The sequence below is a fragment of the Pseudomonas reinekei genome, from assembly GCF_001945365.1.
Lineage (GTDB): Bacteria > Pseudomonadota > Gammaproteobacteria > Pseudomonadales > Pseudomonadaceae > Aquipseudomonas > Aquipseudomonas reinekei.
This window is the reverse complement of the sequence record NZ_MSTQ01000032.1, coordinates 1-12,463: the sequence shown is the minus strand read 5'-3', so window position 1 is coordinate 12,463 and position 12,463 is coordinate 1. Positions and strand designations below refer to the sequence as shown.

General features: G+C 60.2%; 11 protein-coding genes and 2 pseudogenes. 10 read left to right on the top strand and 3 right to left on the bottom strand.

What is annotated here, in order from left to right; genetic code table 11:
- Positions 1–40 precede the first annotated feature (40 nt).
- From BVK86_RS28360 to BVK86_RS30275, 7 genes and pseudogenes are all read left to right on the top strand, one after another.
- Complete coding sequence (locus BVK86_RS28360) at positions 41–934, top strand: NAD-dependent epimerase/dehydratase family protein (RefSeq protein ID WP_075949534.1); 894 nt, start codon at positions 41–43, stop codon at positions 932–934.
- Positions 935–1,143: 209 nt separating this feature from the next.
- On the top strand, positions 1,144–2,589 hold the full coding sequence (locus BVK86_RS28355) for a SulP family inorganic anion transporter (RefSeq protein WP_075949533.1): 1,446 nt from the start codon (positions 1,144–1,146) through the stop codon (positions 2,587–2,589).
- A 184-nt stretch (positions 2,590–2,773) separates the two neighbouring features.
- On the top strand, positions 2,774–4,123 hold the full coding sequence (locus tag BVK86_RS28350; protein WP_075949532.1) for a GntT/GntP/DsdX family permease: 1,350 nt from the start codon (positions 2,774–2,776) through the stop codon (positions 4,121–4,123).
- 15 nt (positions 4,124–4,138) lie between these two features.
- On the top strand, positions 4,139–4,999 hold the full coding sequence (locus tag BVK86_RS28345) for a MurR/RpiR family transcriptional regulator (protein WP_075949531.1): 861 nt from the start codon (positions 4,139–4,141) through the stop codon (positions 4,997–4,999).
- A gap of 1 nt (position 5,000) precedes the next feature.
- Positions 5,001–6,455 (top strand): N-acyl-D-amino-acid deacylase family protein, encoded by a 1,455-nt coding sequence (locus BVK86_RS28340; protein WP_075949530.1) that lies wholly within the window; start codon positions 5,001–5,003, stop codon positions 6,453–6,455.
- Positions 6,456–6,577: 122 nt separating this feature from the next.
- Positions 6,578–6,946: a glyoxalase superfamily protein gene (locus BVK86_RS28335; RefSeq protein WP_075949529.1), complete on the top strand. Its 369-nt coding sequence runs from the start codon at positions 6,578–6,580 to the stop codon at positions 6,944–6,946.
- A gap of 176 nt (positions 6,947–7,122) precedes the next feature.
- Positions 7,123–7,400, top strand: a pseudogene (locus tag BVK86_RS30275) (PIN domain-containing protein).
- Positions 7,401–7,520: 120 nt separating this feature from the next.
- On the opposite strand, the gene BVK86_RS30665 reads toward BVK86_RS30275, so the two are convergent.
- Together BVK86_RS30665 and BVK86_RS30660 are read right to left on the bottom strand one after the other, a co-directional pair.
- Entirely contained in the window at positions 7,521–8,225 is a 705-nt protein-coding gene (locus BVK86_RS30665; protein ID WP_408002977.1) for a methyl-accepting chemotaxis protein, read from the bottom strand.
- Positions 8,226–8,426: 201 nt separating this feature from the next.
- Positions 8,427–9,311 (bottom strand): annotated as a pseudogene (locus BVK86_RS30660) (methyl-accepting chemotaxis protein); the annotation flags it as partial.
- A gap of 376 nt (positions 9,312–9,687) precedes the next feature.
- On the opposite strand from BVK86_RS30660, the gene pmrG reads away from it, so the two are divergent.
- On the top strand, positions 9,688–10,359 hold the full coding sequence (gene pmrG / locus BVK86_RS28320) for a lipopolysaccharide core heptose(II)-phosphate phosphatase PmrG (RefSeq protein WP_075949527.1): 672 nt from the start codon (positions 9,688–9,690) through the stop codon (positions 10,357–10,359).
- The gene (locus BVK86_RS28315; protein WP_075949526.1) at positions 10,356–11,198 is read left to right on the top strand and encodes a phosphatase PAP2 family protein; all 843 of its coding nucleotides are present in this window, start codon (positions 10,356–10,358) and stop codon (positions 11,196–11,198) included. The genes pmrG and BVK86_RS28315 overlap by 4 nt, the downstream gene beginning before the upstream one ends.
- Before the next feature lie 103 nt (positions 11,199–11,301).
- Here BVK86_RS28315 and rimJ read toward each other — a convergent pair whose 3' ends face one another.
- Complete coding sequence (gene rimJ / locus BVK86_RS28310) at positions 11,302–11,889, bottom strand: ribosomal protein S5-alanine N-acetyltransferase (protein ID WP_075949525.1); 588 nt, start codon at positions 11,887–11,889, stop codon at positions 11,302–11,304.
- Positions 11,890–12,051: 162 nt separating this feature from the next.
- Between rimJ and BVK86_RS28305 the strand changes: the two genes are divergently transcribed.
- A partial coding sequence (locus tag BVK86_RS28305) for a contractile injection system protein, VgrG/Pvc8 family (protein ID WP_249044188.1) occupies positions 12,052–12,463 on the top strand: 412 nt, incomplete at its 3' end.

Genomic DNA, 12,463 nt, shown 5'->3' with positions numbered 1-12,463 from the left:
GATACTCGTTGCATCACTTATCCACGCAGGGAGTTTCTCCATGAACGTATTCGTTACCGGTGCAGCGGGTTTTATCGGTGGTTCCATCGCCACTGGCCTGATCAAGGCGGGTCACAGCGTCACGGGCCTGGTGCGCAACGCCGAACAGGCGGATGAACTGAAAACGCTGGGCATCACGGCAGTCATCGGCACGCTTGACGACAGCGCACTGCTGGCTGACCAGGCCCGAGCCGCCGACGCCGTCATCAGCGCCGCCAGCAGCGACCATCGTGGCGCCGTCGAAGCCTTGCTCGATGCCTTGCGCGGTTCCAACAAAGTGTTCCTGCACACCAGTGGTTCGAGCATTGTCGGCGATGCGTCGGGGGGCAAATCCAGCGAGGTCATCTACTTCGAAGATAATCTGCCGGAGCCCACCGTCGACAAGGCTGCACGCGTGGCCATCGACAACCTGATCCTCGCCGCCGCGAAGGACGGGGTGAATTCGGCAGTGATCTGCAACACCCTGATCTATGGCCACAGCCTGGGCGTCAAGCGCGACAGCGTGCAGTTGCCTCGCTTGCTGAAGCAGGCGCGTAAAAGTGGTGTGGTGCGCCACGTGGGCACGGGCCAGAACATCTGGTCCAACGTGCACATCGAAGACGTGGTTGCCTTGTACCTGCTGGCGCTGAGCAAAAATGTACCGGGCACGTTCTACTTCGTTGAAAGCGGTGAAGCGTCGTTCAGCGACATGACCACGGCCATGGCGCAAGCGCTGGATCTGGGTGAACCACAGGATTGGCCACTCAAGGATGCCGAAGCCGAGTGGGGCTATGAAATGGCCAACTATGGCCTGGGCTCCAACAGCCGGGTTCGCGGCAAGCATGCGCGGGAAGTGCTGGGTTGGGCGCCGAAGCGGACTTCGGTGGTGGAGTGGATTCGCAACGAGATGGTGTGAGTTCGCTTTAGACCGGGTTGCTGCCTTCGCGAGCAGGCTCGCTCCCACAGGGCATCTTCGTCGTGCACACATCTGTGCCCCACAAAGATCAAAAGTGGGAGCGGACCTGCTCGCGAAGGCGTTTCTGAAATTGCATAAACTGGCCGGACCGCGCTCGATTCCGTAACATCCGCAAACTCTTTTCCTGTTTCCCCTGCATGCGGTCCTCCATGAAACCAATACGTCTACGCGCCGACATCCTGGCCGGACTCACCACGTCTTTCGCCCTGCTGCCCGAGTGCATCGCTTTTGCGCTGGTGGCCCATCTCAATCCACTGATGGGGCTGTATGGCGCGTTCATCATCTGTACGCTCACGGCGCTGTTCGGCGGGCGCCCGGGCATGGTCTCCGGCGCTGCCGGGTCGATGGCCGTGGTGATCGTCGCGCTGGTGGTGCAACACGGGGTGCAGTACCTGCTGGCCACGGTATTGCTGGGCGGGTTGATCATGATGGCGTTCGGCTTGCTCAAGCTCGGGAAGCTGGTACGCATGGTGCCGCACCCGGTGATGCTCGGTTTCGTCAATGGCCTGGCGATCATCATCGCGCTGGCGCAACTGGAGCATTTCAAGAGCGGCGAGCGCTGGCTCAGTGGCACGCCGCTCTACATGATGATCGGTCTGGTCGCTGTGACCATGACCGTTGTCTATGTGCTGCCGCGGCTGACGCGCACGGTGCCGCCGGCGCTGGTGGCGATTGTGGGTGTAGGCCTGGCGGTGTATCTGCTGGGTCTGCCAACCCGCACCCTCGGTGACATGGCGCACATCGCCGGCGGCCTGCCGACGCTGGCGTTGCCGGATATTCCATGGAATCTGGAAACCCTGCGCATCATCGCGCCGTACGCGATCCTGATGGCGCTGGTGGGGCTTCTGGAAACCCTGTTGACCCTGAACCTGACCGATGAAATCACCGAAAGCCGTGGCTACCCGGATCGCGAATGCGTGGCGCTGGGCGCGGCGAACATGGTCTCTGGGGCGTTTGGCGGCATGGGCGGCTGCGCGATGATCGGCCAGACCGTGATCAACCTCAGCTCCGGTGGGCGCGGGCGCTTGTCCGGCGTTGTAGCCGGGGTGTCGATCCTGTTGTTCATCCTGTTCCTCTCGCCGCTGATCGAGCGCATTCCGTTGGCGGCGCTGGTCGGGGTGATGTTCGTGGTGTCGCAGCAGACCTTCGCCTGGGCCTCGCTGCGAGTGATGAACAAGGTCCCGCTCAACGATGCGCTGGTGATCATCGCCGTGACGGTGATTACCGTGTTCACCGACCTGGCCACCGCCGTGCTGTGCGGCATCATCATCGCGGCGCTGAATTTCGCCTGGCAACAGGCTCGGCAGTTGTACGCCGACAGTCACCTGGAAAACGACGGGAGCAAGCTTTACCGGGTGCATGGCACCTTGTTCTTCGCCTCGACCACGCCGTTCCTCAACCAATTCGATCCGGCCAACGATCCGGCTCAGGTGACGCTCGATTGTCGCCATCTGAGTTTCGTCGACTACTCCGCCATCGCCGCGCTCGACACCCTGCGCGAGCGCTACAGCAAAGCCGGCAAGCACCTGCGGGTGCTGCATTTATCCGAGCGTTGCAAGAAATTGCTGCGACGCGCCCGGGTTCACCACGACTGAACACCGACTGGGCAGGGAATGAAAATTCACCTGCCCGATTTTCATTATTCGCGACAAGACATATTTGTCAGCGACATCTCTTACCTCTGTACGAAAATTACTTTCACCTCGTTTGATAATCGCCTCTCGAAATGCTTTAAGACTTTCACAAATATTTCGACGTGACCCTCTCGAGGAGTACCGCATGACCCTGTCCTTCGGCTATTGGCTGCTGGTGTATGCCGCCATCGCCATCATTGCTTTGATCGTTCTGATCGCCCGTTACCGGCTCAATCCGTTCATTGTCATCACCCTGATTTCCATCGGCCTGGCGCTGGTGGCAGGCATGCCGCCGTCGGGCGTGGTGGGGGCGTATGAGGCCGGGGTCGGCAAGACCCTGGGGCACATCGCGCTGGTGGTGGCGCTGGGCACGATGCTCGGCAAGATGATGGCCGAGTCCGGCGGCGCCGAGCAGGTGGCGCGAACCTTGATCGACCGCTTCGGCGAGAAGAACGCGCACTGGGCGATGGTCTGTATCGCGTTCCTGGTGGGGTTGCCGCTGTTCTTCGAAGTCGGTTTTGTGTTGCTGGTGCCGATTGCGTTCACCGTGGCGCGGCGGGTCGGCGTGTCGATCCTGATGGTCGGCTTGCCGATGGTTGCCGGACTCTCGGTGGTGCACGCGTTGGTGCCTCCGCACCCGGCGGCGATGCTGGCGGTGCAGGTGTATCAGGCATCGGTGGGGCAGACTTTGCTCTACGCCATTGCGATCGGCATTCCGACGGCGATCATCGCAGGTCCCCTGTACGCCAGGTTCATCGTGCCGCGCATTCAACTGCCCGCGGAAAACCCGCTGGAGCGCCAGTTCCTCGAACGCGAACCGCGCGACCGCCTGCCGGGTTTCGGCATCACCATGGCGACCATTCTGTTGCCGGTGGTGCTGATGCTGATCGGCGGCTGGGCCAACCTGATTTCCACGCCGGGTACGGGTTTCAACCAGCTCCTGCTGTTCATCGGCAACTCGGTGATCGCGCTGTTGCTGGCGACCTTGCTGAGCTTCTGGACCCTCGGCCTGGCCCAGGGTTTCAACCGTGAATCGATCCTCAAGTTCACCAACGAATGTCTGGCACCCACCGCGAGCATTACACTGCTGGTGGGTGCCGGCGGCGGCCTGAACCGGATTCTGGTGGACGCCGGCGTCACCGACCAGATCGTCGGCCTGGCCCACGAATTCCATTTGTCGCCGCTGTTGATGGGTTGGCTGTTTGCGGCGCTGATGCGCATCGCCACTGGCTCGGCCACCGTGGCCATGACCACAGCCTCGGGCGTGGTTGCGCCAGTGGCTATTGGCCTGGGTTACCCGCATCCGGAATTGCTGGTGCTGGCGACCGGCGCCGGCTCGGTGATTTTCTCCCACGTCAACGACGGCGGCTTCTGGTTGATCAAGGAATACTTCAACATGACGGTCACCCAGACCTTCAAGACCTGGACGGTACTTGAGACGTTGATCTCGCTCGTCGCTTTCGGTCTGACCGTTGGCCTTTCTTACCTGATTTAACCGGAGTCGCCCGCCATGGACATCCTCTACCAGATCCGCGCCCGTCAGGATTCCTTCAGCGCCGGTGAAGGACGCATCGCTCGACTGATGCTCGACGACGTAGGATTTGCCGCGTCCGCCAGTCTCGATGAGCTGGCGCTGCGGGCGGAGGTGAGTACCGCCACACTGTCGCGGTTCGCTCGCACGGTCGGCTGCAAGGACTTGCGTGACCTGCGCTTGCAACTGGCCCAGGCCAATGGCGTCGGCAGCCGGTTTCTCGACCCGGCGAGGACACCGGATCAATCGGCGTTCTACGGGCAGATCGTCGGTGATATCGAATCGACGTTGCGCCAGCACCTGTCGGCCTTTGAAGAGTCGCGTTTTACCGATGCCGTGAGCCTGTTGGGCAAGGCACGCATGATTCACGCGTTCGGCATGGGCGGCTGCTCGACCCTGTGCAGCGAAGAACTGCAAGTGCGCCTGGTGCGCCTCGGTTATCCGATTGCGGTGTGCCACGACGCGGTGATGATGCGCGTCACCGCGGCCAGCCTAAGCACCGATCATGTGGTGATCGTTTGTTCGCTGACCGGTATCACTCCGGAGCTGGTGGAGACGGTGGAACTGGCGCGCAACTATGGCGCACGCATCCTGGCGATCACTCGCGCCGACTCGCCCTTGGCACAACGGGCCGACATCATCCTGCCGCTGCAAAGCGCCGAAACCTCATTCATCTACAAACCCACAGCGGCGCGCTACGGCATGCTGCTGGCCATCGACGTGCTTGCCACCGAACTCGCACTGGCCAATCCTCAAGACAATCAAGAGCGTTTGCGGCGGATCAAACTCGCCCTCGACGACTACCGCGGCGGCGACGATCACTTGCCGCTGGGAGACTGACATGATGTACGACACGCTGATCCGTAATGCCCTGGTCATCGACGGCAGCAACAGCCGCGGTTACCCGGCTGACGTGGCAATCCTGAACGGCCGCATCGAGCGCATCAGCGACTTGCACAATGCCCAGGCCAATGAAGAAATCGACGCGGCAGGCAAGGTGCTGGCACCGGGTTTCATCGACGTGCACACCCACGATGACACGGTGGTGATCCGCCAACCGCAGATGCTGCCCAAGCTCAGCCAGGGCGTGACCACGGTGATCGTCGGCAACTGCGGGATCAGTGCTTCGCCGGTGAATTTGCGCGGTGATCCGCCGGACCCGATGAACCTGCTCGGCAGTGCGGCCGCATTTGTCTATCCGACATTCCGTGACTACCGCACAGCGGTCGAGGCCGCGAATACCACGTTGAACGTTGCGGCATTGGTCGGGCATACCGCGCTGCGCAGCAATCACCTTGACGACCTGTTTCGCACTGCAACGCCCGATGAAATCGCCGCGATGCGCGAGCAACTGCGCGAGAGCCTGGAGGCCGGAGCGTTGGGTTTGTCCACCGGTCTTGCCTACGCCAGCGCGAACTCGGCCTCCACTGACGAAGTCATGCAATTGACCGAAGAGCTGACGGCGTTCGGTGCGGTGTACACCACCCATTTGCGCAGTGAATTCGAGCCAGTGCTGGAGGCCATGGACGAGGCATTCCAGATCGGTCGCCACGCGAAATCCCCCGTGATCATTTCCCACCTCAAATGTGCCGGCGCCGGCAACTGGGGGCGCAGTCCGCAACTGCTCGCGTCACTCGAGCACGCGGCAAAAAACCATCCGGTGGGCTGCGATTGCTATCCCTATGCAGCGAGCTCTTCGACGCTGGACCTCAAGCAAGTCACCGATGCCCATCGCATCACCATTACCTGGTCGACACCGCACCCGGAAACGGGCGGGCGAGACCTGATGGACATCGCCGCCGAGTGGAACCTGTCGTTGCTCGATGCCGCCCGCCAACTGCAACCGGCGGGGGCGGTGTACTACGGAATGGACGAGGCCGATGTGCGCAGAATCCTCGCCCATCCGCTGTCGATGGTCGGCTCCGACGGCTTGCCGGAAGATCCATTTCCGCACCCTCGTTTGTGGGGCGCGTTCCCGCGGGTGCTCGGACATTTCAGTCGCGATGTAGGACTGTTTCCACTGCACACCGCCGTGCACAAAATGACCGGGCTGTCGGCGGCGCGATTCGGCCTGAAGGCGCGCGGTGAGATTCGTGAGGGCCACTGGGCCGATCTGGTGTTGTTCGACCCGGCAACGATTCGCGACGTGGCGGACTTTAATGATCCGCAGCGGGCGGCGGAAGGCATCGAGGGGGTGTGGGTCAACGGCGTGCTGAGTTATCAGGACGGTCAAGCAAACGGGCGCCGTGAGGGACGGTTTCTGGCGCGGGAAGGGGACTTGCGCGAAGGGTTTTAGTGTCAATTCGAGCAGTACGTCACAGTGATGGCATATTGAGATTAAAGAAAGCCATCTACTAGCCGAATTGCTGACGTACAGCCCGGCTACACTCTGGGCTATTTCTGTCTGGGAGCAACTCGATGAGCTTCGGCAAAACCACCCCGATCCTGCGGATATTCGATGAAATCAAGGCTGTTGAATTTTACGTCGACTTCCTCGGATTCAAGATCGACTGGCAGCACCGCTTTGAAGCCAACTTCCCGTTGTACCTGCAAGTCTCCCGCGGCGAATGCGTGTTGCACCTCTCCGAACACCACGGCGACGCAACACCGGGCTCGGCCCTGCGCATCGAGACCGATGAGCTGGAAGCGTTCCAGCAGCAGCTACTGGCCAAGGAATACACCTTCGCCCGCCCTCAAATCCAGGCCATGCCTTGGGGCAGCCAGGACATGACCGTGACCGATCCGTTTGGCAATCGGTTGGTATTTACCAATGCGATCAGTGTTTGAGCTTTAGATAGCTGTTGATCATTCCCGCGTGGGGCATGATTGGCCGTTCGGCACCAGAACGAGTTTTACCGAACGTTTATGTACTAGCCTGCAATCAATGATTTCATTGATTGCAGGTGGGTTGAACTCCAACTTCCTGCCCGGAAGGAGAAAGCGACCGCGGTGGATTTCTCTGAATGATAGTGCTCGATACCCATGTTCTTTCGGAGTTCATGCGGGTCGAGCCTGACGCTCAAGTGCTTGCTTGGGTCGATGCATATTGCCTTTCGATGGTCATGCCGCAGTCGAATACGCGACGTTGGTGGCGAGTTGTGAAGCGAAGGGGCTTACGGTGTCGACGGCTGATGCACAAATTGCCGCTGTCTGCCGAAGTCACGGTGCACCGATTGCCACCCGCAATGTTCGGGACTTCGGGTTTTCCGGGCTGGAAATAATCAATCCGTGGGAAACGTGAATAACTTTCATCGTCCCGTAAATAGCCATCGCGAGCAGGCTCGCTCCCACAGGTACAGTGTGTTTCCTGTGGGAGCGGGCTTGCCCGCGATTGGTTTTTTGATTCAGCGCTGACCGAGCGTCAGACGCGGAAATGACTCACCATCATCTGCAACTGATTGCCCAACCGCGCCAGTTCAACGCTGGACGCCGCTGTCTCGTCGCTGGCCGCTGCAGTCTGTTCCGAGACGTCGCGCACGTTGATGATGCTGCGGCTGATTTCTTCGGCCACGGCGCTTTGCTGTTCGGCAGCCGCGGCGATCTGCTGGTTCATCGACTGGATGTTGGACACCGTGCGGGTGATGCTCTCCAGTGAGGCACCGGCTTTGCGGGTCAGGGCGACGCTGCTGTCGGTCAGGGTACGACTGTTGTTCATCACCGCCGCCACTTGCTGGGTCCCATTCTGCAGGCCGGCCACCAGGCCTTCGATTTCTTCGGTGGATTTTTGCGTGCGCTGGGCCAGGCCACGGACTTCGTCGGCCACTACGGCGAAACCACGTCCGGCTTCACCGGCGCGTGCCGCTTCAATCGCGGCGTTGAGTGCCAGCAGGTTGGTCTGTTCGGCCACGGCCTTGATCACGTCCATGACGCTGCCGATCTTGTCGCTTTCCTGTTGCAGCACGCTCATGGCTTCGGTGGAACGCACCACTTCGCTGGCCAGGCGTTCGATCTGCGCGATCGCTTCGCCAACCACCTTGTCACCTTCACGGGCTTCGCCATCGGCCGCCGCAGCGGCTTGCGAGGCTTGCTCGGCATTGCGCGCGACTTCCTGCACGGTGGCGGTCATCTCGTGCATCGCGGTGGCGACCTGGTCGGTCTCGATTTTCTGGCTGTTGACCCCCGCGCTGGTTTGCTCGGTGACGGCCGACAATTCTTCGGCAGCGCTGGCAATCTGAGTGACGCCGTCGCGGATGCCGCTGATCAAATCGCGCAGGGTCACGCCCATGCGCGCGATGCCCTGTTGCAATACGCCAAGTTCATCGCGGCGGGTGACCTTGACGTCCTGGGACAGGTCGCCGCTGGCGATGCGATCGACCACCGCCAGGGTGTCGCGCAAGGGACCGGTGATCTGCCGGGTGATGAGTACGGCGGCAATGATGCCCACCAACAAGGCCAGCAGCGTGCTGACCAGTTGCAGGGTGCGGGCATTGGCGCTTTCGGCGTCGCGACGGTCGAGCTGAATCTGATACAGCTGCTCGCTCAGGCTGACGATGGCTGCACCTTGATCCGTCATTTCCTTGCGTGCCTGCGCCACATCGCTGTTCGCGGTTTTGTAAGCCTGCAACGCGCTGCGATAGCTGGCCAAGGCGCTATCCAATTGACGCAAGGCGTCTGCCGGCACATCAGCGAAGTGGCTGTTGAAGGATTTCAGGCTGGCGATTGCCAGGTCGAGTTGCGCGACAGCTTTTTGTTCAGTCTCGGCGTTGGCGGTGGCGGTGGCGGTGTAGCCACGCACCTCATAGCGGGCCAGCAGGAACGCTTCCTTGGCGGCGGTGATGGCCTGGAACTGTTCGAAGCGTTGGTCGTTCAGCGGCATTTGCTGTACGCGGGCGTTGATGTCGTTGATCAGCGTATTGGCCGTTTCGGCACTGGCGGTCATGACGTCGCTGGCGCTGTTGCCAGCGCGATAAGCGCCGCGCATTTTGTTCAGCGATGTCTTGTAGGCATCGATGACAGAGCCTTGCTCCCTGAGCAGTTTGAGATTTTCCGGGCTCTTGAATTTCACCAGCAACGCTTGCTGTTGAGCGGAAAACGCTTCGAGGGTGGTTTGCACGTTTTGTGCGGTGGTTTCGTCGCCGTTGGCCAGCATGTATTGCAGGCGCACCACACGCAGCTTGGTCAGGCCCGCGTTGAGCCGGGTGATGTCACTCATCCAGTTGCTGCGGTCAATCAGGCTGCCCAGGCTGGTCCAGCCGGTCAGGGCGAGGACGCAGGTCAAGGCCAGTACCAGGCCAAACCCCAGGCCCAGTTTCAGGTTCACGCTGATATTGCCGAACCAGCTATTCATCAAAATTCCTCCAGGAACGTAGTGTTTCTCGATCGTCGGTTGGCTGGAAGATTGTTGTTTTTGGGGGCCAGCATGCGGTGTAGACGGTCTGTATCGGCAGCAATCGCGAGAGCTGAAAGGATTTTGTCGGCGGGTTTATGTAACAAGGTTTTTTTCACAAGCGTTTCACTGGTTAGCGACGCCGGCCTGTTTACCCTCGCGGCATTGAATTAAAGGTTGTAGGCCGGCGGGGCGGCATGATGTGGAATTGAGACTGAGTCTGTTCGGAATAAGCCGTTCGATCGATTTGAGCCGATTTGCCCGTTATCGCAATGCAGCGGTGGTGCTGGCCTCGGCGTTGTTGGTGATCCCTCTCACGCTCTTTCTGTTACGGCCGGCCGCCGTACCGGACCTGGCCCACGGCAACATCGCGGGTGCCCGGGCGCTGCTGTCGGGATGGGCCAAGGGCGACATGATTGTGCTGGTGCGCCACGTCGAGCGCTGCGACCACTCCCGCGCCGCTTGCCTGAGCGGGAACGATGGCATTACCGACCGTTCGCGCAGCGTAGCGGTGGCCGTCGGTGCCCGCTTTGAACAATTGGGACTCGACAGCGCTGACATCTACAACAGCCCGGTCATGCGCACGATGCAAACGGCCGGGTACATGTTCAACAAGGTCGACAGCGGTGACGACTGGCTGGTCAACTGCAAGGGCACGATGTTGCGTGATGCGCTGGCGCACAAGGTCGCCGGGCGCAATCTGATCCTGGTGACGCACAGCGAGTGTATGGCGCAACTGGAGAAGGACCTCAAGCTGTCGAACTCCATCCCGGGCTATGGGGCTTCGCTGTTCATCACGGCGGCGGCGCAGCAAGCGCCACGCATGCTCGGCCTGATCGAAGCCTCGGATTGGCGCTCGGTGACAACCCAATGAATTCACTCTCCCGTTATCGTTTCTATGCGGTCAATTTCGGTATCCCGCTGGCTTGTGCGGTGGTGGTGTTCCTGATGTTCGACCTGACCAGCATCGACATCGCCTTCAACAATCTTTTTTTTGACCCGGTCACGCAAACGTTCCCGCTGGACCATGTGCATCTGTTTGAAAAAATCACTCATAAATGGGCACGGATCATTCCGAACTGGACCGGCGAGATCGCGATCATTGGCGCCTTGCTGTCTTTTCTCTGGCCACGCCTGAAGGCGGAAAAACATCCGAAAATCATCGCGTTTCTGGAGCGAATCAAAGTGGCACCCGTGCTGCGATTTGCCAGCAAGCATCGACGGGATTTTCTTTACGTGGTGTTTGCGTTCTCCATCAGCACTGGTGTGATTCACTACTTGAAGGGCCATACCAGCGTGTATTGCCCGATTGAAACCACCCAGTACGGCGGCAAGATCGAACACAAGGAGTGGTACGAAAACTTTGATTTACTGAAGGTCGCCGGTGACGGTCGTTGCTGGCCGGGCGGGCATGCTTCGGGTGGCTTTACCATGTTGGCGTTGTACTTCGTGGCGCGGCGTTATCGCTGGCGTTATTCCAAGGCCGTCCTGTACGGCTCCCTGGCGCTGGGGTTTGTCTACGGCACAACGCGGGTGTTGCAGGGTTGGCACTACATGTCCCACACGTTCTGGGCCGGGATCTTCGTCTGGCTGGCCTGTTTGCTGACGGCGCTGGCGTTTTACGGGCGGGCGCGGTTGGAGATGCCGGTGAGGCAGGCGGTATCTTTATCGACTGTCAGGCAGCCACCGCGAGCTAACTCGCTCCCTCAGTAGTGCGAGGGGGGCATCAGATTGGCGAACGACGCAGGACCCTGTGGGAGCAAGCCTGCTCGCGAAAGCGGTCGGGCTGTCGACTTCTTTCTACTGCCCGACGACATCACCCCAACCGCCGCGACCATTGTCGGTCCGGGTCTTCCCACACCGTGCTGACCCGCGCTGTCAGCACGTGATCCTGCCATCGCCCATCAATGTTCAGATACGCCTTGGCATAGCCTTCGCGCTCAAATCCCAGGCGCTCCAGCAACCGCGCACTGCGGTCGTTGCCGGGGATGTAGTTGGCCATGATGCGATGCAGGTTCAGCGTTTCGAACATGTAGCGAATGCCCGCGTCCACGGCTTCATGCATCAGGCCTTGGCCTTGATGGGCATGGTCGATGTGATAACCCAGATAACAGGACTGGAACGCCCCGCGAATGATGCCGCTGAAATTGCACGCGCCGATCATCTGGCCGCTGTCGCGATCGAGCACGGCAAAGTGCACCGCATAGCCTTCATCAAACGCCATGGCTTGCTGCGCGAGGCGTGAGCGTATTTTTTCCGCGCTGTAGTAATCGTCCGCACGGACCGGCGACCACGGCGCGAGGTGTGCCTGGTTTCGCAGGTAAAAGTCGCGCTCCAGCGCTGCCTGGCCGGGGCTGAGAACGGCCAGCGTCAGACGTTTGCAGGGCAGGGTGAAGATCGTCATGTTGTGCTCCAGTTTGCGTGCCCCATTGTCGTGGGGGGAGTTTTCGTAAAAAAGGACGCGTCCTACATACAAACTATTTCCTAGACGTCTTAATTCCTGTGTTTGAGAACCACCAAAGCATTGCTCATTGATCGAGCTCTGGCTGTTTATGCCGCAGGAAGTTTGTTAATGGAACTAACAACAGTATTTGCCCCGCAGAACCGTCGCCTGATCAAATTCACCTCCCCGATCGCAAGCCAGCAGGAGCTGTTGCTCGAGCGATTCTCCGGCTCGGAGGGTTTATCGACATTATTCAGTTTCGAGTTGTCGCTGATCAGTCAGGATGCTCGCCTGGAGCTCAAGTCACTGATAGGGCAACCGGCGTCACTCGACATTGAATTGGCGAGCGGCGAGTCGCGTTACATTCACGGTTTTATCAGCCGATTCAGCCTGCAGAAAAGTGACGGTGGCCTGGCCTGCTATTCGGCCACCTTGAGCCCCTGGCTGTGGATGCTGTCGCGTCGTTTCGATTCGCGGATCTTTCAAGACCAGACCATCGAGGACATCCTGCGCACGGTGTTCGCCCACTATGGCG